This window comes from Streptomyces sp. S.PB5, assembly GCF_030403745.1.
Lineage (GTDB): Bacteria > Actinomycetota > Actinomycetes > Streptomycetales > Streptomycetaceae > Streptomyces.
Map to the genome: position 1 here is coordinate 755,219 of NZ_JAQMWP010000001.1, position 23,306 is coordinate 778,524.

General features: G+C 70.2%; 17 protein-coding genes, 1 tRNA gene and 1 pseudogene. 6 read left to right on the forward strand and 13 right to left on the reverse strand.

The annotated features are described in order from the left end of the window. Nucleotides 1-2: 2 nt before the first annotated feature. Both PH203_RS03400 and PH203_RS03405 read right to left on the reverse strand, forming a co-directional pair. Nucleotides 3-778 (reverse strand): annotated as a pseudogene (locus PH203_RS03400) (transcriptional regulator). 106 nt (nucleotides 779-884) lie between these two features. Beyond that, nucleotides 885-959: transfer RNA gene (locus PH203_RS03405), tRNA-Leu, on the reverse strand. A gap of 100 nt (nucleotides 960-1,059) precedes the next feature. Between PH203_RS03405 and PH203_RS03410 the strand changes: the two genes are divergently transcribed. After that, nucleotides 1,060-1,716: a response regulator gene (locus PH203_RS03410; protein WP_289915866.1), complete on the forward strand. Its 657-nt coding sequence runs from the start codon at nucleotides 1,060-1,062 to the stop codon at nucleotides 1,714-1,716. An 84-nt stretch (nucleotides 1,717-1,800) separates the two neighbouring features. Here the strand turns inward: PH203_RS03410 and PH203_RS03415 are convergent, their stop codons facing one another. The 8 genes from PH203_RS03415 to PH203_RS03450 form a co-directional block, all read right to left on the reverse strand. Continuing rightward, the gene (locus PH203_RS03415) at nucleotides 1,801-2,517 is read right to left on the reverse strand and encodes an ABC transporter ATP-binding protein (RefSeq protein WP_289915867.1); all 717 of its coding nucleotides are present in this window, start codon (nucleotides 2,515-2,517) and stop codon (nucleotides 1,801-1,803) included. Next, nucleotides 2,514-3,395, reverse strand: coding sequence for an ABC transporter ATP-binding protein (locus PH203_RS03420; RefSeq protein WP_289915868.1), 882 nt, complete (start codon nucleotides 3,393-3,395; stop codon nucleotides 2,514-2,516). Before PH203_RS03420 ends, PH203_RS03415 begins: the two co-directional genes overlap by 4 nt. Before the next feature lie 3 nt (nucleotides 3,396-3,398). Beyond that, nucleotides 3,399-5,225: a branched-chain amino acid ABC transporter permease gene (locus PH203_RS03425; protein WP_289915870.1), complete on the reverse strand. Its 1,827-nt coding sequence runs from the start codon at nucleotides 5,223-5,225 to the stop codon at nucleotides 3,399-3,401. Between the two features lie 5 nt (nucleotides 5,226-5,230). Continuing rightward, a complete protein-coding gene (locus tag PH203_RS03430) occupies nucleotides 5,231-6,163 on the reverse strand; it encodes a branched-chain amino acid ABC transporter permease (RefSeq protein WP_289915872.1) in 933 nt (310 codons plus the stop codon). 139 nt (nucleotides 6,164-6,302) lie between these two features. Further along, nucleotides 6,303-7,532 carry a branched-chain amino acid ABC transporter substrate-binding protein gene (locus PH203_RS03435; protein ID WP_289915874.1) on the reverse strand — a complete coding sequence of 410 codons (1,230 nt, stop codon included), beginning with the start codon at nucleotides 7,530-7,532 and terminating at the stop codon, nucleotides 6,303-6,305. A gap of 290 nt (nucleotides 7,533-7,822) precedes the next feature. Beyond that, complete coding sequence (locus PH203_RS03440) at nucleotides 7,823-8,434, reverse strand: Tat pathway signal sequence domain protein (RefSeq protein WP_289916619.1); 612 nt, start codon at nucleotides 8,432-8,434, stop codon at nucleotides 7,823-7,825. 427 nt (nucleotides 8,435-8,861) lie between these two features. Continuing rightward, entirely contained in the window at nucleotides 8,862-9,350 is a 489-nt protein-coding gene (locus tag PH203_RS03445; protein ID WP_289915875.1) for a hotdog fold thioesterase, read from the reverse strand. Between the two features lie 59 nt (nucleotides 9,351-9,409). Continuing rightward, nucleotides 9,410-11,689 (reverse strand): FdhF/YdeP family oxidoreductase, encoded by a 2,280-nt coding sequence (locus PH203_RS03450; RefSeq protein WP_289915877.1) that lies wholly within the window; start codon nucleotides 11,687-11,689, stop codon nucleotides 9,410-9,412. A 280-nt stretch (nucleotides 11,690-11,969) separates the two neighbouring features. Here PH203_RS03450 and polA point away from each other — a divergent pair, with 280 nt between their 5' ends. Both polA and PH203_RS03460 read left to right on the forward strand, forming a co-directional pair. Beyond that, complete coding sequence (gene polA / locus PH203_RS03455) at nucleotides 11,970-14,696, forward strand: DNA polymerase I (protein ID WP_289915879.1); 2,727 nt, start codon at nucleotides 11,970-11,972, stop codon at nucleotides 14,694-14,696. A 437-nt stretch (nucleotides 14,697-15,133) separates the two neighbouring features. Then, nucleotides 15,134-15,481, forward strand: coding sequence for a hypothetical protein (locus PH203_RS03460; RefSeq protein WP_289915882.1), 348 nt, complete (start codon nucleotides 15,134-15,136; stop codon nucleotides 15,479-15,481). Here PH203_RS03460 and PH203_RS03465 read toward each other — a convergent pair. Next, on the reverse strand, nucleotides 15,417-16,292 hold the full coding sequence (locus PH203_RS03465; protein WP_289915883.1) for a DUF4184 family protein: 876 nt from the start codon (nucleotides 16,290-16,292) through the stop codon (nucleotides 15,417-15,419). The two genes, PH203_RS03460 and PH203_RS03465, sit on opposite strands and share 65 nt — an antisense overlap. Nucleotides 16,293-16,565: 273 nt before the next feature. Between PH203_RS03465 and PH203_RS03470 the strand changes: the two genes are divergently transcribed. The 3 genes from PH203_RS03470 (at nucleotide 16,566) to PH203_RS03480 (ending at nucleotide 19,569) form a co-directional block, all read left to right on the forward strand. Continuing rightward, a complete protein-coding gene (locus PH203_RS03470) occupies nucleotides 16,566-18,278 on the forward strand; it encodes a lytic transglycosylase domain-containing protein (protein WP_289915885.1) in 1,713 nt (570 codons plus the stop codon). Between the two features lie 145 nt (nucleotides 18,279-18,423). Continuing rightward, nucleotides 18,424-18,558 (forward strand): SPW_0924 family protein, encoded by a 135-nt coding sequence (locus PH203_RS03475; RefSeq protein WP_289915888.1) that lies wholly within the window; start codon nucleotides 18,424-18,426, stop codon nucleotides 18,556-18,558. A 21-nt stretch (nucleotides 18,559-18,579) separates the two neighbouring features. Beyond that, nucleotides 18,580-19,569, forward strand: a complete 990-nt coding sequence (locus PH203_RS03480) for a DUF3068 domain-containing protein (RefSeq protein WP_289915890.1) — start codon at nucleotides 18,580-18,582, stop codon at nucleotides 19,567-19,569. Here PH203_RS03480 and hrpB read toward each other — a convergent pair. Next, nucleotides 19,559-22,072, reverse strand: a complete 2,514-nt coding sequence (hrpB, locus tag PH203_RS03485; protein ID WP_289915891.1) for an ATP-dependent helicase HrpB — start codon at nucleotides 22,070-22,072, stop codon at nucleotides 19,559-19,561. The two genes, PH203_RS03480 and hrpB, sit on opposite strands and share 11 nt — an antisense overlap. Nucleotides 22,073-22,143: 71 nt before the next feature. Next, nucleotides 22,144-23,013, reverse strand: a complete 870-nt coding sequence (locus tag PH203_RS03490; protein ID WP_289916621.1) for a class I SAM-dependent methyltransferase — start codon at nucleotides 23,011-23,013, stop codon at nucleotides 22,144-22,146. Nucleotides 23,014-23,306: the final 293 nt, after the last annotated feature.

Sequence of the window (23,306 nt, forward strand, 5' to 3'; positions counted from 1 at the left end):
GCTCAGTGTCTGGGGCCTACGTGAGCGTCCATGAGGGCGACTGAGGCTTTGCGGGCGATGGAGATGTTGAAGGGGTCGCTGCCTCGGGCGAGGGTTGTCCATTCAACGCCCACGAGGTCCAGGGTGTTGGTGAAGAGCTTCCGGATGTCGTCGGACTTGTTGCTGAAGAAGTACCGGGGGTATTCGTAGCGCTTTCGTTCACCGGCTACGAGGCGGGTCGTCCAGTTGGTGATGCGGCATCCGTCGGAGTGGATGAGGCCGCGGATGAACTCCCAGGGGTGGGCGTCGACGATTTCCTGTTGCCAGGGGGGAGGAAGATGGGGCGCTCGTGCTTCTTGCCGGGGCCATGTTGGGGGAAGAAGCAGGGCCAGTGCCTGCTGTAGCCGACTACGGAGGTGTATCCGACTGCCTGGACTCGATTTGCCTTACCGCTGGGATTGACGGATTTGATGGCGGCAACGCAGGCCTCGATGAGACCGGGCCACGAGTCGGCACACGCGATGCGAAGGAAGTAGCCCGACTTCATGCCGGGGCTGATGCAGCCGTCGCCGAGATAGAGGCCGAGTAGATAGCTGTAGGACGCACTGTCTGTAGGAGGCTCTGCCGTCGGACCGCACCGCGAGCAAGGTGTCCATCTGATGCGAGGCAGCGGTTCGATGCGCGTCTGCCAAGAGCGAATAGCCGCGCGGGATACACCGGTCTCCTTGCTGACGGAGTCCAGGCTGCGCCCCTGTGCCACCAGAGCCAACGCTCGTTTGCGTGTGCTGATGTCGTACATGCGCACACCTTGCGAGAGTGATCGCGGCGACACGCAGCAAAAAGCGGATGTTCGCGAGAACGGGAACATCCGCTTCTTTAGGCTAGCCTTCGAATCGAAGGAAAAGTGCCCCGGGTGGGATTCGAACCCACACTGTATGCTGTTTGAGAGCATCGCCTGCTGCCGATTGGGCTACCGGGGCCCAATGAATCGAAGGTTTACCTCGACCCGCTGCCCGTCCACCATACCGCAGCTAGGTAGGCTCTTGGGAGCAGCACCCCTGCCCTGAACAAGGAGCCCCCGTGACCGCCCCCGAGTCGCCCCAGCCCCTAGACGCACCCGACGACGACAAGTCGCACGTGCCTCCGCTGACGACCCGTGTCGTCATCGCCGAGGACGAGGCACTGATCCGCCTCGACCTGAAAGAGATGCTGGAGGAAGAGGGCTACAGCGTCGTAGGCGAGGCCGGTGACGGTGAGCAGGCCATCGAGCTCGCCCGTGAGCACAAGCCGGACCTCGTCATCCTCGATGTGAAGATGCCCAAGATGGACGGCATCTCCGCGGCCGAGAAGATCGCCGAGGAGCGTATCGCCCCCGTCCTCATGCTCACCGCCTTCTCGCAGCGAGACCTCGTGGAGCGTGCGCGTGACGCCGGTGCGATGGCGTACCTCGTGAAGCCGTTCAGCAAGAGTGACGTCGTCCCGGCGATCGAGATGGCCGTCTCCCGGTTCACCGAGCTGAAGGAGCTGGAGGCGGAGGTCGCCGACCTGACGCTCCGTCTGGAGACCCGCAAGCTGGTGGACCGCGCCAAGTCGATCCTGCAGACCGAGTACGGGCTGACCGAGCCGGCCGCGTTCCGCTGGATCCAGAAGACGTCGATGGACCGTCGTATGTCGATGCAGCAGGTCGCCGAGGCGGTCATTCAGGACGCCGAGGAGAAGAAGGCCGGCAAGGGCTGACGCCCTTCACGTCCGTTCACGCGCGAGGCCCGCGTCCCCGGGAGGGGGCGCGGGCCTCGTCGTTCGGTGGACGAGAGCGGGGACTCAGTCCTCGCCGAGGTACGCCTTGCGTACCGACTCGTCGTGCAGCAGGTCCTGTCCGCTGCCCGACAGCACGATCTTGCCGATCTCCATCACGTGGCCGTGGTCGGCCAGCGACAGAGCCGCCTGGGCGTTCTGCTCGACGAGGAGAATCGTTGTGCCCTGCGACTTCAGCTCGGCGATGGTCGCCATGATCTTCTGCATCATGATCGGGGACAGGCCCATGGAGGGCTCGTCCAGCATGAGCAGCTTCGGCTGGGACATGAGCGCGCGGCCCATCGCCAGCATCTGCTGCTCACCGCCCGAGAGGGTTCCCGCGGCCTGCTTGCGGCGCTCTCCCAGGATCGGGAAGAGGTCGTAGGCGCGCTGGATGTCCTTCTCGATGCCCGGCTTGTCGTTCCGGAGGAAGGCGCCGAGGCGGAGGTTGTCCTCGATCGTCATGCGCGGAAAGATGTGCCGGCCCTCGGGGGAGTGGGCGAGCCCGAGCGAGACGATCTGGTGGGCGGGGATCTTCTTCAGCGACTTGCCGTCGAACTTGATCTGGCCGCCGACCGGCTTGAGGAGGCCGGAGAGGGTGCGCAGGGTCGTCGTCTTGCCGGCGCCGTTGGTGCCGATGAGGGTGACGACTTCGCCGGCCTCGACCTTGAAGGAGATGCCCTTGACGGCTTCGATCTTGCCGTAGGCGACTCGGAGGTCCTCTACTTCGAGGAGTGCGGTCATCGGTCGTTCTCCTTGCCGGGCGCGGCGTCGGTCGTGGTGTCGGCCTGTGCCTCGGCCGCCTCGACCTCCGCGACTTCGGCGGCGCCGGGGGCGTCCTCGAAGGGTTCGCCGAGGTAGGCGGCGATCACGCGTTCGTCGCCCTGGACCGTGGTGCTGTCGCCCTCGACGAGCTTCTCGCCTTGGACGAGCACGGCGACGCGGTCGCAGAGGTTGAAGATGAAGCGCATGTCGTGCTCGATGACGAGGACGGCGATGCCGCGGTCGCGGATGGCGAAGACGAGTTCTTCGGTGGCCCGCGTCTCCTGGGGGTTCATGCCGGCTGTGGGCTCGTCGAGGAGGAGCAGGCCGGGTTCGCTCGCGAGTGCCCGGGCGATCTCCAGCTTGCGCTGTTCGCCGTAGGGGAGGTTGCGGGCGAGGTGTTCGGCCTTGTTGGCGAGGCCGACGAACTCGAGGAGTTCCATGGCGCGTTCGCGGGAGGCCGCTTCGGCGCGGTGGAAGCCGGGGCCGCGCAGGAGGGCGGACCAGAGGCCTTCCTTGGTGCGGGTGTGGCGGCCGACGAGCACGTTTTCCAGGACCGTCATGTTGGCGAAGAGACGGATGTTCTGGAAGGTGCGGGCGATGCCGGCGGCGGTGACCTTGAAGGACTTGGGCGGCAGGACGTTGCCCTGGTAGCGGACTTCGCCCTCGGTGGGGATGTAGAGCCCGGTGAGGCAGTTGAAGAACGTCGTCTTGCCGGCGCCGTTGGGGCCGATGAGGCCGACGATCTCGCCGCTGTTGACCTGGAGGTCGACGTTGCGTACGGCGGTGAGGCCGCCGAAGCGCATGGTGACGCCGCGGGCGTCGAGGACGGTCGTCCCGGAAACAGTGGTGGTGGTCATGTGTCAGGCCCCTGCCTTGCCGAGGACTGTGGGCGCTTCGGTCTCTTCGTGGAACTCGAGCTGGCGGCGCCGGTTGGGGATGAGGCCCTCGGGGCGGAAGCGCATCAGGAGGATGAGGGCGACACCGAAGGCGAAGAGCTGGTAGTTGGCCATGAACTGGAGCTTGGCCGGGATGAGGTAGAGCAGTGCGGCACCGACGAGGGGACCCGCGATCGTGCCCATGCCGCCGAGGACGACGGCGGCGAGCAGGAACGCCGAGTTGGGCGGGACGGGTCCGGCGAACTGGTACTGCTCGGGCGTCACGGTGTAGGTGACGTGGGCCTGGACGGTGCCGGCGAGGCCGGCGAGGGTGGCGCCGAGGGCGAAGGCGATGAGCTTGACGCGGAAGCCGTTGATGCCCATGGCGAGGGCGGCGGTCTCGTCTTCGCGGATGGCGATCCAGGCGCGGCCGATGCGGGAGTCGCTGCTGCGGCGGAAGACCACCACGACGACGAGGGTGATGAGCAGCATCAGCAGGAAGTAGTTCGCGAAGCGGGCGATGCTGAAGCCGGCGATCTCGTGGGTCTGACCGAAGTCGAAGCCGAGGATCTCCAGGTTGGGGATCGAGGCGATGCCGTTGGAGCCGTTGGTGATGTCGGGGCCCGAGGTGCCGTCCATGTTGAGGACGGTGATGCGGAAGATCTCTCCGAAGCCGAGGGTCACGATGGCGAGGTAGTCGCCGCGCAGTCGCAGGGTGGGGGCGCCGATGAGGACGCCGAAGACCATGGCGACTGCGGCGCCGAGGAGCGCGGAGGCCCAGAAGGGCCACTGGACGCCGAGCGGTGAGGTCGGGGAGCCGGAGACCAGGGCCGCGGTGTAGGCGCCGACGCCGAGGAAGGCGACGTATCCGAGGTCGAGGAGGCCGGCGAGGCCGACGACGATGTTCAGGCCGAGGGCGACGGTGGCGAAGATGAGGATGTAGACGCCGAGGGTCGCGTAGCGGTCGTCGGACTGGGTGAAGGGGAAGGCCGCTGCGGCGACGAACGCACCGATCATGGTGACGTTGCGGTGCTTCGCGGTGATCCCCGAGACCCGGGCCACGAGCCCGGCCTTGGAGACGGCGGCGAAGAGGAAGCCGACGGTGATGAGGAAGCCGATGAAGAGCTCGTCGTACTCGGTGCCGATGCCGTAGGTGAAGACCGTGAGGCCGACGGCGAGGGCGGCGACGATGATGAGGATCTCGGCGTAGGCGGGGAGCTGGGGTGCCTTGCCGGGGGTGCCGGAGGCGATGGACGCCTTGAAGACGGACCAGCTGTGGCGTCCGTTGTGCTTGAACTGCTCCCAGCCGGTGTCGTCCGGGTCGATGGGGTCGGGTTCCGGGTGGACGAAGGGCAGGGAGAAGGCGCCGAGGACGGCGGCGAGGGTGGCAACGGCGACGATGTAGCCGCCGGGTTCGAGGTTGACGACGCCGCCGAGGTTCACGCTGATGGCGATGACGGTGTACCAGGCGGTGGCGAAGGTGCCGAGTGCGGCGAGTTTGACGGCGCTGTCGGCACCCGCGGGGGTGAGCCAGCCCAGGCCCTTGACTCCGTAGGAGGCGAGGCCGAGGAGCGCGGTGAGGGCGCCGCCGATGAGGACGAGGACCTGGAGGCCGCCTGGGTAGCCGTAGACGGTGAGGTCGCCGGGGAATTCGCTGGTCCAGGTCCAGGCGAGGAAGGTGGAGACGACGGCGAGGGCGCCACCGCCGGTGGCGAGTGCGCGGCCGATGTTCTCGGGGATGCCGATGAGGCCGGTGGGCGCGGTTTCCTTCTGGAGGGGGGCGCCGGAGGTTTCGGTGGTCTGTGTGGTCATCGGTGTCACGCCCTGTCAGCGACGCGCTCGCCGAGCAGACCCTGAGGCCTGAACAGGAGTACGAGGATGAGGAGTACGAAGGCCCAGACGTTGGCCCAGGACTGGCCACCGAGCTTGTCGAAGCCGGGGACGTCGGCGATGTACGCGGTGGCGAGGGTTTCGGCGAGGCCGAGCACGACGCCGCCGATCATGGCGCCGTAGATGTTGCCGATGCCGCCGAGGACGGCCGCGGTGAAGGCCTTGAGGCCGAGGATGAAGCCCATCATGAAGTCGACCTGGCCGTACTTGAGGCCGTAGGCGACGGATCCGACGGCGGCGAAGGCGGCGCCGAGGGCGAAGGCGATCACGATGATGCGGTCGGTGTTGACGCCCATGAGCTTGGCGGTGTCGGGGTCCTGGGCGGTGGCCTGCATGCCGCGTCCGGTGCGGGTCTTCATGACGAAGTAGGCGAGGATCGCCATGCTGATGGGTGCGGCGATGAACAGGAAGATGTCACCGGTCTGGATGGTGACGCTGCCGATCTCGAAGGGGCCGCCTTCGATCTCCGGGAACTTGATGGGCGACTTGGCGTCGGGGTACCAGGCCCAGACCGCCTGCTGCAGGGCCAGGGAGAGGCCGATGGCGGTGATGAGGGGGGCGAGGCGTGGGGCGGTGCGCAGGGGGCGGTAGGCGAACCGTTCCGCTCCGACGGCGACGGTGACGGAGACGATGACGGCGCCCAGGAGCATGAGGGGCAGGGCGATCGCCATCGAGGTGCCGTCGGGCAGTACGTACAGGTAGACGGTGACGGCACCGAATCCACCGGTCATGAAGATCTCGCCGTGGGCGAAGTTGATGAGCTGGACGATGCCGTAGACCATTGTGTAGCCGATGGCGACGAGCCCGTACATTGCTCCTAGTAGCAGGCCGTTGACCAGCTGCTGCGGCAGTTCGTTCACCGCATGTCCTCCGAGACTTCGGATGTTCGACGGATGTGTGGCCGGGTGTGTGGCCGGTTGAGGCCGGATGCGAGTCCGCGCGGGGCGCCAGTGGAACAGCGCCCCGCGCGGCTCGATCAGGTGGTGCTGCGGGTCTCTATCAGCCTGTGTAGGTGCCGGACTTGACGGCCTTCCAGGCGCCGTTCTCGACGGCGTAGACGGTGAGCTGCTTGTTGGTGGCGTCACCGTACTGGTCGAAGGAGACCTTGCCGGTCACACCGTCGAAGGAGACGTTCTGGACGGCGGCGGTGATCTTCGCGCGGGCGTCGGACGGCAGCTTGCCGTCGTTGTCCTCGACGACCTTCTTCACGGCGAGGATGATCGACCAGGCGGCGTCGTAGGAGTAACCGCCGTAGGCCGCGTACTCCTCCTTGTAGCCCGCCGCCTTGTAGTCGGCGACGAACTGCTTGGCGGAGTCGAGCTCCTCGACCGGGGCACCGACGGAGGTGGCGAGGTCGCCGGTGCTGTTGGCGCCGGCCAGCTCGATGAAGGTCGGGTCGTAGATGCCGTCACCGCCGACGAGCGGGACCTTGGCGCCGGCGGCCTTGATCTGCTTGCTGAGCGGGCCGGCCTGCGGGTACTCACCGCCGTAGTAGACGACGTCGGCGCCGGAGTTCTTCACCTGGGTGGCGACCGCGGAGAAGTCCTTGGTGGTGGGGTCGATGTGCTGGGTGCCCACGACCTTGCCGCCGAGCTTCTTGAACTCCGCGGTGAAGGTGGCGGCGAGACCGGCGCCGTAGGTCTTCTTGTCGTCGATGACGAAGACCTTGGTCTTCTTCGCGTCGTTGTAGACGTACTGCGCGGCGAACGGGCCCTGGATGGCGTCCGTGGTCGACGTGCGGAAGTACGACTTGTAGGTGCGGACCTTCTCCTTCTGCCAGTTGACACCCTGGGTGAGGGCCGGGCCGGTGTTGGCCGGGGAGACCTCGACGAGCTTGGCGTCGTCGAAGACCTTCTGCATCGACTCGGCGACGGAGGAGTTCAGCGGGCCGACGACACCGAGGACGTCCTTGTCGGCGACCAGGGTGGAGGCGTTGGCCTGGCCCGAGGAGGGCTGCGCCTGGTCGTCGAGGGCCTTGATCTCGAAGGTGACGCCGTCGACGAGCTTCTGCTTGTTGGCCGTCTTGGCGGCGAGGTCGACCGAGTTCTTGATGCCGAGACCCAGAGCGGACAGGTCACCCGTCAGAGGGGCGTCGACGCCGATGACGACCTTGGTGCCGCCGCTACCGGAGTCCGAGCCGCCGTCGTCGTCGCGCGAGCCGCAGGCGGTGAGGGTGAGTGCTCCCGCCGCCAGCGCGGCGGTGATGGTGATGAGCGAACGTTGACGCACGATTCGTCCTTTCACTGGCGCGGCGCTTCCCCGTGGAAGCGGCCGAGTCTCTGCGCTGGTCATAGGTTAGGTAATCCTGTGGCGCGGTGACTGGGCGTGACTCTAAGCGTGTGGGGGGATCGTGGAGGAGTGTCTGACGGAGGCTGTGACGCTCTTGTTATGACACGTCGTAATGCAGAGCGGTACTGAGTGGGTGGAACAGTGGAATTCGGCCTGATTCGCCCTGTCCACATAGTGAGAATCCGCAGGATCCGTACGGGGTTGTTCAGGTGTCTCGGGTGTTTTGGTAATTACCTGAAACCGTTGCTGCAGGCGACTTGTAGGGCCTCGGAGAGCTGTTGCGCATAGCGCTCGCCCAGGATGAAACTGTGCACTTCTATTGCGCGCGTATTACGTAGAGTTACGTCGAGGAAAGGGAGCCCGGCGTTCCATGGCACTTTCCGGCATTGCGTGACATGCATGGTGACCACGACTTTGCGGCTCGTCCCCGCTTCCGTACGGAAAGGCGCCGCCGGGGTCGATTTCACGGACAGGCCCTGGTACGGCTGGGAAATCCGCGTCACGGTGACCGGTGGCCCGGCGAGCACGGTCAGTTCCACCCCGAAGCTGAAACTCCTGTCCGGAGCGCCCGCGGGGGTGACCTCCGAGCTCAGGTAGTGCATGTCCGTCACCTGGGACGGATACGGCGGTGGCGGCGGCTCCGGCGGCTCCGGGCGTGTCGCATAGAGGTAGCCCCCGCCCACGAGCAGCACGAACGCCGTCACACCACCGAGAACGGCCCGCCGGTGCCTGCCGTACAGCTCCGCGAGACGCCCATGGGCCAGACGGGCGGGCCGGGGGACCACGGGGGCCTCGAAGGCGTCCCAGGTGCCTTCTCCCGGCTCGACGGGCCCGATGCCGATGCCGATGGCGCCTGCGGCCGGTTCGGCGGGTCCGATGCCGCCCAGGGCGCCTGCGGCGGGCTCGACAGGGCCGATGCCGTCCAGAGCGCCATCAGGCGGCTCGACAGGGCCGATGCCGTCCAGAGCGCCATCAGGGGGCTCGACAGGGCCGATGCCGCGCACGGTGCCCTCGCTCGGCTCGGCCGGTCCTGTGGCGCTCACCGCCGGTGCCCGTCGCCGACGGCCGGCCGGACCGCTGCCGCCGCGTCCCCGAGCGCCGGGGGTCCTCCCGTTCCCATGCCTTGACGCTAGAGCGTGGGGGAGGTGTCGGGCCAGAGGCCGTCCGGGACGCCCGCGACGGGGCGCCGCCGTCACTCGACCGCGACGTCGGCCGTCGGCCCGCACGCGCACGTCCACGCCGCCAGGTCTCAGCTGCGCGCGCGTGCCGTCAGCCCGCGGACTGTATGTGCGCCCCGTCGCCGGGCCGCACGTCCCGCAGCAGGCACGTCAGCCGGGCGGTGCACACCCGCCGCCCGTCCTCGTCGCTGATCACGATCTCGTACGTCGCCGTCGAGCGCCCCCGGTGCACCGGCGTGGCGACGCCGGTCACCAGGCCGGAGCGCGCACCGCGGTGGTGGGTGCAGTTGAGGTCGACGCCCACGGCGATCTTGGAGCTGCCGCCGTGCAGCATCGAGCCGACCGAGCCGAGGGTCTCGGCGAGCACGGCGGAGGCGCCGCCGTGCAGCAGCCCGTACGGCTGGGTGTTGCCCTCGACCGGCATGGTCCCGACGACCCGGTCCGCGGACGCCTCGACGATCTGCACGCCCATGCGCGTACCGAGGTGTCCCGCGGAGAACAGCGCCGGCAGGTCGACGCCGAGCGCCGCGTACTCGTCGACGACCTCTTGTGGGAACTTCACGTGCTGCTGCTCGCCCATGGGGCCCGGCTCCGTTCGTCGCGATGGCTCACGTCGGGATCACTCGGCTGAGCAAACGCTCAGTCGGTCGTCGATTGTTCCAGACGTACGACGACGGACTTGCTGGCCGGGGTGTTGCTGGTGTCGGCGGTGGCGTCCAGCGGGACGAGGACGTTGGTCTCCGGGTAGTAGGCGGCCGCGCACCCGCGCGCGGTCGGGTAGTGCACGACCCGGAAGCCGGGCGCCCGCCGCTCCACGCCGTCCTTCCACTCGCTGACGAGGTCGACGTAGGAGCCGTCGGCGACCTTCAGCCGCTGCGCGTCCTCGGGGTTGACCAGGACGACCCGGCGGCCGTTCCTGATGCCCCGGTAGCGGTCGTCGAGGCCGTAGATCGTGGTGTTGTACTGGTCGTGCGAGCGCAGCGTCTGCAGCAGCAGCCGGCCCTCGGGCAGCGCGGGGAACTCCACGGGCGCGGCGGTGAAGTTGGCCTTGCCGGTGGCGGTCGGGAAGCGGCGCTCGTCGCGCGGGGCGTGCGGGAGGGCGAAGCCCCCGGGGCGGGCCACACGCGCGTTGAAGTCCTCGAACCCGGGGATCACGCGCGCGATGCGGTCCCGGATCGTGGCGTAGTCCTTCTCGAACTCCTCCCACGGCGTACGGGACTCGTCGCCCAGCACCCGGCGGGCGAGGCGGGCCACGATGGCCGGCTCGGACAGCAGCTGCGCGCTCGCGGGCTCCAGGCGGCCGCGGGAGGCGTGGACCATGCCCATGGAGTCCTCGACGGTCACGAACTGCTCGCCGCTGCCCTGGAGATCGCGCTCGGTGCGGCCGAGGGTGGGCAGGATCAGGGCACGCGCGCCCGTGACCACGTGCGAGCGGTTCAGCTTGGTCGACACGTGCACCGTCAGCCGCGCGCGCCGCATGGCCGCCTCGGTGACGTCGGTGTCGGGGGAGGCGGAGACGAAGTTGCCGCCCATGGCGAAGAAGACCTTCGCCTCGCCGTCGCGCAGCGCCTGGATGGCCCGTACGACGTCGAAGCCGTGCTCGCGCGGCGGGGCGAAGCCGAACTCCTTCTCCAGGGCGTCCAGGAAGGCGGGCGCGGGCCGCTCGAAGATGCCCATCGTGCGGTCGCCCTGCACGTTGGAGTGGCCGCGGACCGGGCAGACGCCCGCGCCCGGGCGGCCGATGTTGCCGCGCAGGAGGAGGAAGTTGACGACCTCGCGGATGGTCGGCACGGCGTGCTTGTGCTGGGTGAGGCCCATGGCCCAGCAGACGATGGTGCGCTTCGAGGCGAGCACCATGGCGAGGGCCTGCTCGATCTCCGCGCGCGTGAGGCCGGTCGCGGTGAGCGTCTCGTCCCAGTCGGCGGCGCGCGCGGCCTCGGCGAACTCCTCGAAGCCGTGGGTGTGTTCGTCGATGAACTCCTGGTCGACGGCGCTCTCCGTCTCCAGGATCAGCTTGTTGAGGAGGCGGAAGAGGGCCTGGTCGCCGCCGATGCGGATCTGCAGGAACAGGTCGGTGAGGGCGGCGCCCTTGAGCATGCCCTGCGGGGTCTGCGGGTTCTTGAACCGCTCCAGGCCCGCCTCGGGCAGCGGGTTGACGCTGATGACCTTCGCGCCGCCCGCCTTGGCCTTCTCCAGGGCGGTGAGCATACGGGGGTGGTTGGTGCCGGGGTTCTGGCCGGCGACGACGATCAGGTCGGCCTTGTAGAGGTCTTCGAGCAGGACGCTGCCCTTGCCGATGCCGATGGTCTCCACGAGCGCCGAACCCGAGGACTCGTGGCACATGTTGGAGCAGTCCGGCAGGTTGTTGGTGCCGAGCTCGCGCGCGAACAGCTGGTAGAGGAACGCCGCCTCGTTACTGGTGCGGCCCGAGGTGTAGAAGAGGGCCTCGTCGGGGGAGCCGAGTGCGGCGATCTCCTCGGCGATGATGTCGAAGGCGCGCTCCCAGGCCACCGGCTCGTAGTGGGTGCCGCCCTCGGGCAGGTACATGGGGTGGGTGAGCCGCCCCTGCTGTCCCAGCCAGTAGCCGCTGCGGGTGGCGAGGTCGGCGACGGGGTGCGCGGCGAAGAACTCCGGGGTGACCCGGCGCAGGGTGGCCTCCTCGGCGACCGCCTTCGCGCCGTTCTCGCAGAACTCCGCCTTGTGCCGGTGGTCCGGCTCGGGCCAGGCGCAGCCGGGGCAGTCGAAGCCGTCCTTCTGATTGACCCGCAGCAGGGTGAGCGCGGTCCGCTTGACGCCCATCTGCTGCTGCGCGATCCGCAGGGTGTGCCCGATGGCGGGCAGTCCCGCCGCCGCATGCTTCGGCTCGGCGACCTCGGGAGCGTCCTGAACGGGATCGCCCTTGGGCGGCTTGGTGGCCATCGCACACACTCCTTGTCCTTAGTTCGCCTCCGGAGCGCTCCAGCCGAGGTCGAGAGCGCGACCGTGCTCAGCCCTCCTGCGTCGGGCCTCCGCGCGTTCGCGCCCTCGACCTCGGCGCGCTTCTGCGGCTCACTGGTCGCACACACATGTGAGGTACGTCTCCGATCCTCGCACGCGGGAGTGACAGCGGTGATCCCCGGGCGGGCGGAGAGCGGCAGCGATGCCTGTCGTCGGTGGCGGGCGGGGCTGACTGTCAGTGGCTCGTGGCAGGATCGGGGTCGTGGCAGAGACAGCAGCGAAGAAGACCGACAACAGCCCCGGCGGCAGCCGCCCTCGTCTGATGCTCATGGACGGGCACTCGCTGGCGTACCGCGCGTTCTTCGCGCTGCCCGCGGAGAACTTCACGACCGCGACGGGCCAGCCGACGAACGCGATCTACGGCTTCGCCTCGATGCTCGCCAACACCTTGCGCGACGAGGCGCCGACCCACTTCGCCGTGGCCTTCGACGTCTCCCGCAAGACCTGGCGCTCCGAGGAGTTCACGGAGTACAAGGCCAACCGCTCCAAGACCCCGGACGAGTTCAAGGGCCAGGTCGAGCTGATCGGCGAGGTCCTCGACGCGATGCAGGTGTCGCGGTTCGCGGTCGACGGCTTCGAGGCCGACGACATCATCGCGACGCTGGCCACCCAGGCCGAGGCCGAGGGCTTCGACGTGCTGATCGTCACCGGCGACCGTGACTCCTTCCAGCTCGTCAGCGAGCACACCACCGTGCTGTACCCGACGAAGGGTGTCTCGGAGCTGACCCGGTTCACCCCGGAGAAGGTGTTCGAGAAGTACGGACTGACCCCCGCCCAGTACCCCGACTTCGCGGCCCTGCGCGGCGACCCGTCCGACAACCTGCCGGGCATCCCGGGCGTCGGCGAGAAGACCGCCGCGAAGTGGATCAACCAGTTCGGTTCCTTCGCGGACCTGGTCGAGCGCGTCGACGAGGTCAAGGGCAAGGCTGGTCAGAACCTCCGCGACCACCTGGAGGCGGTCAAGCTCAACCGCCGCCTGACCGAGATGGTCCGCACCGTCGAGCTGCCCAGGACGGTCGCCGACCTGGAGCGCGCGCCGTACGACCGCAAGTCGCTCGCGATGATCCTCGACACCCTGGAGATCAGGAACCCGTCCCTGCGGGAGCGGCTGCTGGCCGTCGACCCGGGTGCGGAGGAGGCCGAGCCGGCCCCGGCCGCGGCGGCCGGAGTGGAGCTCGACGGCATCGTGCTGGGCACGGGCGAGCTGACGGCCTGGCTCACCGAGCACAGCACCGGCACCCTCGGTGTCGCCACGGTCGACAGCTGGGCGCTGGGCACCGGCTCGGTCGCCGAGATCGCCCTCGCGGCGGCCGGGGGAGCGGCGGCCTGGCTCGACCCCACCCAGCTCGACGAGGCGGACGAGACCGCCCTCGCCGCCTGGCTCGCCGACGCCGGCAAGCCCAAGGTCTTCCACAACGCCAAGGGCGCGATGCGGGTCTTCGCCGAGCACGGCTGGAGCATCGCGGGCGTCGCCATGGACACCGCGCTCGCCGCGTACCTCGTCAAGCCGGGCCGCCGCTCCTTCGACCTGGACGCCCTGTCCCTGGAGTATCTGCACCGGGAGCTGGCGCCCGCCGCCGCGGCCGACGGCCAGCTCGCCTTCGGCGCGGACGACGGCGCCGAGGCCGAGGCCCTCATGGTCCAGGCCCGCGCCATCCTCGACCTGGGCGAGGCCTTCGAGGCCCGCCTCGATGAGGTCGGCGCCGCGGACCTCCTGCGTGACATGGAGCTGCCCACCTCCATCCTGCTGGCCCGCCTGGAGCGGCACGGCATCGCCGCCGACCGGGCCCACCTGGAGGCCATGGAGCAGATGTTCGCCGGCGCCGTCCAGCAGGCGGTGAAGGAAGCGCACGCGGCGGCCGGGCACGAGTTCAACCTGGGCTCGCCCAAGCAGCTCCAGGAGGTCCTCTTCGGCGAGCTGGGCCTGCCCAAGACCAAGAAGACGAAGACCGGCTACACCACCGACGCCGACGCTCTGGCCTGGCTGGCCACCCAGACGGACAACGAACTCCCGGTGATCATGCTCCGCCACCGTGAGCAGGCCAAGCTCCGCGTGACCGTGGAGGGCCTGATCAAGACGGTCGCTGCGGACGGCCGTATCCACACCACGTTCAACCAGACGGTGGCGGCGACGGGCCGGCTGTCCTCCACCGACCCGAACCTGCAGAACATCCCGGTCCGCACGGACGAGGGCAGGGCGATCCGCCGCGGCTTCGTGGTGGGCGAGGGCTTCGAATCCCTGATGACCGCGGACTACAGCCAGATCGAACTCCGCGTCATGGCCCACCTCTCCGAGGACGAGGGCCTCATCGAGGCCTTCACCTCCGGCGAGGACCTGCACACCACGGTCGCCTCCCAGGTGTTCGCGGTCGACCGCGCGGACGTCGACGCGGAGATGCGCCGCAAGATCAAGGCCATGTCGTACGGCCTGGCGTACGGCCTGTCCGCCTTCGGCCTGTCCCAGCAGCTGAACATCGACGCGGGCGAGGCACGTGCCCTGATGGACACGTACTTCGAGCGCTTCGGCGGTGTCCGGGACTATCTGCGGCGCGCGGTCGACGAGGCGAGGGCCACCGGCTACACGGCCACCCTCTTCGGCCGCCGCCGCTACCTCCCCGACCTCAACAGCGACAACCGCCAGCGCCGCGAGGCAGCCGAACGCATGGCTCTCAACGCCCCCATCCAGGGCACAGCGGCCGACATCGTCAAGATCGCGATGCTCAACGTCGACAAGGCCCTGCGGGAAGCCGCCCTGACCTCCCGCATGCTCCTCCAGGTCCACGACGAAATCGTCCTGGAGATCGCCCCGGGCGAGCGAGCACAGGTCGAGGAGATCGTCCGCCGGGAGATGGCGAACGCGGTCCACCTCAGGGCCCCGCTGGACGTCTCGGTGGGAGTGGGGGCGGACTGGGAGTCGGCGGCGCATTAGCCTCCGGCGGTGGGGCGGGTGAGGTGCGCTTGCCTCCGGCGGTGGGGCGAGGGGGCGTCGGTCGGCTGCGGTGCCGGTGCGGATGCGGTGGGTCCGGTGGTCGGGCGGGAAGAATGCCGGGTCCAGATGCACCGGCGGCATCGGCAACGCGCCCCGCAAGGGGCGCGGGACCGTATCAAACGTGCGGCTCCGCCGCGATGGGGGTCCCTCCCGCTCGAGCGAAGCCGAGAGTGGGGGAGCGACCAGCCCCCGCCCACCCGCACCCGCCCACGAAAGCCCCCCGGCCCCCGCCCCCGCCCTCCGCGGGGGGTCGAAGGGGGCGCAGCCCCCTGGGGACGGGACCGGGAAGGGGCGGCGGGGGCGAAGGGAAACCCCTCGTCACCCACGTGGTCCCCACCAACACGCCCCCAGCCCACCCCGCCCGTAAAGATGCGGACATGGGTATACGCACGCTCCACCGCCACTCGGCCCCGGCGCAGGCGACCACCGGCGAGACCACGCCCCCCGAGCCCTCACCGGTCCCGCCCTTCGCGCCGACGGCCGGCACCCCCCACATCCCCACCCCGCCGGCAACCAGCCTGCGCAACAGAGCGACACCCCTCCGCCAGGCCCTCACCGCCCGCACCTGGCACCGCTGCGCCGAACAGGCCCGCGACTACCTGGCCCTGCTCCTCACCGCGGTGCCCCGCTCCCGCCCCGTCCGCACGGCCACCGTCTTCATCACGACCGCGGGCGGCTCAGCTCAGGCTCAGCACCGGACACCGGAACCGGACGCCACACCCTGACGCCCACGGCGTACGCGAGCACCCCCAGCACCAGTCCGGCCCCCGCGCCGAAGCACACGGTCGGAATGAGCTCCCAGGGCTTCGCCGTGGACCCCCAGTAGTCCCACCACCGAGAGGCACGCTGCACGGCCGCCACCGCCGCACAGCCGCCCATCACGGCGGTGGCCCACCATCGATCGGCCCGGGACAGCACAGGCACCCCCACCGCCCCGGAGACCCCGCCCGGCACCGACACCGACACCGGCTCCGGCACCTGCGCCCGCCGCAGCGCGAGCACCACGAACACGCCGATCACGACCGCCGCCACCGCCGACCCTCCGTACTGCAGATACCAGTACAGCGGCGACCCCGCGACCGTCTCCCCGAGCACCGGGAACAACCGCATCCCCCACCGGTCGAGATGCGTGAACGCGTCCCACACGACATGCGTCAGCGCCCCGATCACGGCGGACACATACCACCGCACCACCAACGGCACCCGCACCCGCGCCCGCGGCGAGCCGCACCGCAGCAGCGCCGCCGGCCGCCCCTGCCGTCGCGCCGGCAACAGCGCCACCAGCGGCTCCCGCACCACCAGCCACAGCCCCACGAGCGCCCAGGCGACGAGCACGTCGAAGGTGAAGACGCCCGTGAACGAGTGCGTGAACTCCCCGAACTCCATGGCCCCGTCCAGGACACTCGCCGCGTAGTAGGTCATGTCGGGCGCGAAGGAACCGGCGAACAGCACGGCGGGCACCAGCGGCCCCCGGCCGGTTCCGTCGGTGCGCACGGCGGGCAGTACGGCGGCTGCGTGGCTCAGCGTGAACGGCAAGAAGTCCCCCGGATCAAGAAGTCCCCCGGATATGGAGTGGTCGGTCCGGCTCAGTATGGCCAACTGGTGAAAACCGGGCACGAACAGGTGCCCGTGCAAAGCAAGTTGTCGTAGGGTCGCACGGGTCGCCGTGCCGGGGAGCGCGGTCGAACACAAGAACAGCGCATGGATAGGCTCCACGAGGGCAACCGGCACCACGGCTCGATCGTCACACCATGACGAGATCGTCGTACGGAGACGGACGCTCGGGCGTCCACGGGAGGGGTTCGGTTTATGTCGGCGCAATTCGGCAGGAGGCTGCGCAAGGGGGCGGTCGCCACCACCGTCGCCGCCGCGGCGGTCGCGGCTCTCTCCGCGTCCCAGGCACCCGACGTGACGGTCGACGGCAACGGCAGATCGACCGCGGCCGACGCCCAGCCCACCCCCGACGCGGATGCCTCCGACAGCGCGACCGGCAATTCGCGGTACTACACGGACCTGCCTCCCCTCGACAGCCCGAGCCCCTCGCCCACCACCGGCACGCCCGCCGCGCCCGGCGCGACGGAGGCCGGGATACCCGCGACCGTCCTCGACGCCTACAAGAAGGCGGCGTCCACGCTCCAGTCGGCCAAGCCCGGCTGCAATCTGCCCTGGGAGCTCCTGGCCGCCATCGGCAAGGTGGAGTCCGGGCAGGCGCGTGGCGGCCGGGTCGACGCGGACGGCGACACCATCGGCCGGATCCTCGGCCCCAAGCTGGACGGCAACGGCTTCGCGCACATCAGCGACACCGACGGCGGCGCGTACGACGGCGACAGCGTCTACGACCGGGCCGTCGGCCCGATGCAGTTCATCCCCTCCACCTGGGCGTGGGCCGGCCGCGACGGCAACGGCGACGGCAAGAAGGACCCCAACAACATCTACGACGCCGCGCTGGCGGCCGGCCACTACCTGTGCCGCTACGGCTGGGACCTGTCCACCCAGTCCGACCTGCGCAGCGCGATCCTCAGCTACAACAACTCGACGGAGTACCTGAACACGGTCCTGTCGTGGCTGGAGTACTACCGCAAGGGCACCCACGAGATCCCGGACGGTACCGGCACCCTGCCCAGCAACCCCAGCGACGGGAACAGCGGCGCGAGCCCTTCGCCGTCGCCCGAGACCCCGTCGACGCCCGGTACGCCGAGCACCCCCGGCACTCCGAGCACACCGGGCACCCCGAGCAATCCGTCGACACCCGGCACGCCGACCCCGACCCCGACCCCGACTCCGACGCCCACCGACACGGTGGACCACCTGGAGGACGCGGGCACCGCCAAGCTCACCGCGCAGGCCGGCGACACCTTCACCAAGCGGATCAGCACCCGCGCCGAGACCTCGGCCGGCAAGGCCGTCGGCAAGGTCCGGATCCGCTTCACGATCGTCGGCGACACCGACACCACCTTCACCGGCGGCGAGAGCGTGGCCACGGTCGTCACCAACAGCTCCGGCGTCGCGGTGGCGCCCGCCCTCAAGGCGGGCGAGAAGACCGGCGAGTTCACCGTCCGCGCCACGGTCGTGGGCCGCGCCGTCGCCGGCCTCGACTACACGGCCAGCGTCACCGAGCGTGTCGCCGACGCCCTCGCCCGCACCAGCGACACCGCGCTGACCTGCACCCCCGGCGGTGAGTTCGCCGACCAGGTCGAGGTCAGGGCGACGTACGGCGGAGCGGTCGCGGACGGGGTCGCGGCGACCGCCACCCTGATCACCTCGGCGGACGACCCCACCGAGAACACCAAGGGCCCCTACTTCAAGGACGCGGACGGCAAGACCGTACGCACCCTCACGGGCCTGGAGACGGACGCCGACGGTCTGCTCAAGCTGCCGAAGCTGTACGCGGACGACACCACGGGCACGTTCCTGCTGCGCATCAACACCTCCGGCGGCGCGAGCCTGACCGTCGAACTGACGGTGGCCGCGGCAGCCGACCCGACGCAGTCCCCGAGCCCGTCGGCCGACCCGAGCGCATAACGGCTCGCTCCTTCTGTACGACCACGGCGGCGCCCCTCGTGAGGAGGGGCGCCGCCGTCGTGTGCAACGTGTTCTCATCTCGGCCGCCCGTTGCTACGGTGCCGAACCTGACGACCTATCAGTTCCGGCCCGTCGGGAGGCCCGTATGCGTGCCCTGATCGCCGCCGCGATCGGCCTCGCCGTCGCACTCGCCCTGGTCCTCACGATCACCGCGATGGGCTCGCCCACCGGCACGACATCCCCGAAGCCGCTGCTGACGACGGTGCCGTCACACCCGTAACCACCCGGCAGGGAGGCCGAGATGAGCCGCAGGGCCAGTCTGATCCTGCTCGCCCTCGCCGTGTTCTTCGCGGCGCTGTCGCCGATGCTGCGCTGGTACGCCTTCCCGCGCCTCGCCAAGATCCCCGCGAACCAGTACCAGGACATGGTCCTGGAGGCGCGGGACGCGACCCTCATGGACAACTCCATGCAGGTCAAGAAGGTCTCCAAGGTCACCATCGTGCAGACCCTCAAGGGCAACGTCGAGGAGTCGGAGAAGATCGAGAAGACGCTCGGCCGGGACGTCGTCGTCTGGGACGGCCTCTCCTACGCCCAGGGCCCCGACGGCGAGCAGGTCGCCTACATCCCCGAGCGGTACATCTTCGACGCCCACACCCAGGAACCGGTCCACGCCACCGGCGAGATGGTCGACGGCGACCCGGTCAAGCGCGAGGGCCTCGAATTCAAGTGGCCCTTCCTGACCGAGAAACGGGACTACGAGTACTTCGACGCCCAGACCCGCACCTCGAACCCCATCCACTACAAGGGCACCCAGGACTTCCGTGGTCTGGAGGTCTACTACTTCGAGCAGACCATCCCCTGGACCCAGGTGAAGTGGCCCAAGAAGCTGCCCATCGCCGGCATCACCCCCGAGCAGCTGGAGAAGACCGGCACGACCCGCTGGTACACCACGGTCCGCAAGTTCTGGGTCGAGCCCGTCACCGGCGCACCGGTCTACGGCGAGGAGATCCACAAGGAGGAACTCCGCGGCGGCACCCTCCTCGGCGACCGCGACAAGGTGACCGCCTTCGCCGGCCACGTGAAGATGCGCGAGGACTACATCGAGCACACCGTCGACCTGGTCAGGTCCAACCGCACCCTGGTCCTGCTGATGACCTCGTACCTCCCGTGGGGCTTCGCGGGTCTGGCCGTCGTCCTGCTGGCCCTCACCCTCTATCTGGAGGCCCGCGGCCGCCGCCCGGACGAACCGGAGCCCGCCACGAACTCCGAACCCGAACCGGTCACCGCCTGAGCCGGGCGTTGGTGAACCGCGTCGGCTCCGCACCCGCCGGATCCTCGGGCCACGGATGCTTCGGATACCGCCCCCGCAGATCAGCCCGCACCCCGTTGTAACCGTCCTTCCAGAACGACGCGAGATCCGCGGTGACGGCGGCGGGCCGCCCGGCGGGCGAGAGCAGATGAACGAGCAACGGCACCCCGGCGACGGCGGGCGACCGGTCAAGCCCGAACATCTCCTGCAGCTTGACGGCGAGAACGGGCTGTTCGGGATCGGTGTAGTCGATCCGGATCCTGGACCCACTGGGCACGGTGATCCGCTCCGGAGCGAGCTCATCGAGCCGTGCGGCCTCCCCGGAGGACCACGGCAACAGCCGGGCGAGCGCCTGCCCGGCGTCGATACGCGCGAGGTCCGCCCGCCGCCGGGCCCGCCCGAGCTCCGGCTCCAGCCACTCGTCCACGCGCGCGTGGAGCGCTTCGTCGGACACCTCCGGCCACGGCTCCCCGAGATGCAGCCGCAGAAAGGCGAGCCGCAACCGCAGCACATCGGCCTCCGCCGACCACCGCAACAGCCGCAACCCGTCCCGCCGCAACCCGTCGAGAAGAGCCTCCCGTACGAGAACGGGGTCGGGGTTCCTGAGCGGGCGCACAGCCAGCTCCACCGCCCCCAGCCGCTCCACCCGCCGCGCGACGACGTCCCCGTCGGCCCAGTGGACCTCGTCCCGCTCGTCGAGCAGCGCCCCGGCCGCCCGCCGCGCGGTCTCCTCGTCCACGGCCGCGCCGAGCTGCACACGCGCGTGCCCCTTGCCGACGGGCCGGTCCGCGACGGCGACGGCGATCCAGGGCGCCCCGCGCAGACCGGTGCCGTCCCGGACCTCGGCACGGGTCCCCGACACCATGAGGTAGGAACCGCCGTCCACCTTGGCGACCCGCTCGGGGAAGGCGAGGGAGGCGACGAGACCGACGAGGGCGTCCTCGGTCACAGAAGGCGTCCCGGAGCCATGGGCCGGTGGCTGGGAAGCATCCGCCGCGACGCCCCGCAGCCTCCGCACCTCCGCACGCCACCGCCCCGCGTACGCGTCGCCCCCGCGCCGGGCCGCCCTCAGCGCGGCCGCCAGATCGTCCCCGTACTCCCGCGGCGGCTCCTCACTGAGGAGTGCCACGACCTCGGCCACCTGCTCCGAGGCCCCGGCGTCCAGCAGCGCCCGCCCGAGCCGGGGGTGCAGCCCCAGCCGGGCCAGCCGTACGCCCCGCTCCGTGGCCCGCCCGTCGGCGTCCACCGCCCCGACCGCCGACAGCACGCTCAGGGCGGCCGCCATCGCCCCGCCCGGCGGCGGGTCCAGCAGCGCCAGCCCCGAGGCGTCCGGATCGCCCCAGCAGGCCGTCTGGAGGGCGAACGACGTCAGGTCGGCCACTTTGATCTCAGGGGCCGGGAAAGGCGGCAGACGGACGTCCTCGGCCTCCGTCCAGCAGCGGTACGCCACACCCGGCGCCTCACGCCCGGCCCGGCCCAGCCGCTGGTTCCCGACCGCGCGGGAGGCCCGTACCGTCGTCAGCGCGCTCAGGCCGCGCGCGTGGTCCACGCGAGGTTCCCGGGTCAGCCCCGAGTCGACGACGATCCGCACGCCCGGCACCGTCAGCGAGGACTCGGCCACCGAGGTCGCCAGCACCACCCGGCGCCTCCCGCCGGGCGCCAGTACCGCGTCCTGCACGGCGGCGGGGGCGCGTCCGTGCACCTGGAGGACGTCCACGTCACCGAGACCGCCCAGCTGCCCGGCGACCCGCGCGATCTCGCCCACGCCGGGCAGGAAGCACAGCACGTCCCCCTCCCGCTCGGCCAGCGCCCGCCGCACCACCGACGCCACATGCGTCAGCAGCGCCGGATCGACCCACATGCCGTGCGAGGGCCGTACCGGACGGGCCGGGGGAGCCCAGACCACCTCGACGTCGTACGCGCGCCCCCGCGCCTCGACCACCGGCGCCCCGCCCAGCAGCCGGGCCCAGCCCTCCGCGTCGGTCGTGGCCGACGCGGCCACCAGCCGCAGCTCCGGCCGCAGGGCCTGCCGTACGTCCCACAGGAAGGCCGCCGTGGTGTCCGCGTCCAGATGCCGCTCGTGGCACTCGTCGAGGACCACCACGTCGACGCCCGCGAGCTCCTGGTCCCTCTGCAGCCGCTGGAGCAGCACACCGGTCGTCACGACCTCCACGCGCGCGTGCCGCCCGACGACCCGCTCGCCGCGCACGGTGTACCCGACGCGCCCGCCGACCTTCTCGCCCAGCAGCCACGCCATCCGCCGGGCCGCCGCGCGGGCCGCGATCCGCCGTGGCTCGGCCACGACCACGCGCCGCGCGGGGGCGTCGTCGTCCAGGAGGCCGGCCAGCGCCAGCGGTACGAGGGTGGTCTTGCCGCTGCCGGTCGGCGCGACCAGGACGGCCGTGCCGTGCGCCGCCAGGGCGTCGTCCAGCCCGGGCAGGGCCGCGCGTACGGGAAGGGCGTCCAGAGCGTCGTAACGGATCACGCGTCCTAGTGTCGTACGACGGCGAAACGCCCCCTATGCGCGCGTGCCTCTTATGTCAGTCCCGCAGGATGTCAGTCCCGCTCGCACACGAAGATCGCCGAGCCCGGGATCAGGTTGCCGCGCAGCGGCGACCAGCCGCCCCACTCCGAGGTGTTCCAGGCCGGCCACTCCGGCTCGACCAGGTCCACCAGGCGGAAGCCCGACGTCGCGATGTCGCGCACCCGGTCGCCGATCGTGCGGTGGTGCTCTACGTACACCGCGCGGCCCTGCTCGTCCTGTTCGACGTAGGGAGTCCGGTCGAAGTAGGAGGCGGCGACGGACAGCCCCTCCGGGCCCGGCTCGTCGGGGAACGCCCAGCGGATCGGATGGGTCACCGAGAAGACGAAGCGGCCGCCGGGACGCAGCACGCGGTGCAGCTCACGCAGGACCAGACGCGGGTCGGCGACGAAGGGCAGCGCCCCGTAGGCCGAGCACGCCAGGTCGAAGGAGGCGTCCGCGAAGGGAAGGGCACCGGCGTCGGCGCAGACCAGAGGGAACCCGCCGCCGATGCGCAGGGCGTGCTGCAGCTGGCGGTGCGAGATGTCGAGCGCGACCGGGCGGGCGCCCTGCGCGGCCAGCCAGCGCGAGCACTGGGCCGCGCCGGCGCCGATCTCCAGGACGTCCTTGCCCTTGAGCTCCTCCGGCGGGCCGAGCAGCTCGGCCTCCACCTCGTCCAGGCCCTCGGGTCCCCACACGAAGCGGTCGTCGCCGAGAAACGTGCCGTGCTCGACCTGGTACTCGTCCGCGTTGCGGTCCCACCAGCCCCGGTTGGCCCGGGAGCTCTCCGAGACATCCGCGTCGCGCCGGGTGGCCTCGGGCTCGAACTCGAAGTCGGATGTCTCGGCGTCCGGTGTGACATCCGGTGTGACGTTCGGCTCGGACGCTGCGGGCTCTTGGATGATCGGCTCCCTCGTCGTACTCTTCCCTCCAATCCGTCACCTCAGGGGTGTCACGGAGGAGGTGTCCCGGGGCCCGGATGGCCTCCAGAGACAGTTCTTGTGCCGGGTATGCGGCGATCCGCCCCGGGTGTGCGCCTTCGCGCATTGACCCTGCCCGGCTGCCCCCGTATGCTACAAGTTGCGCTGCGGGCCTGCGCACCTCAGACGTAGCAGGCTGCGCTCGCATCTGTTGTATGTCCCCTCGGTTTTCGAGGCGCCATCACCAGTTTTTCTCGGTGGGGCGCTTCCTTGGCTGT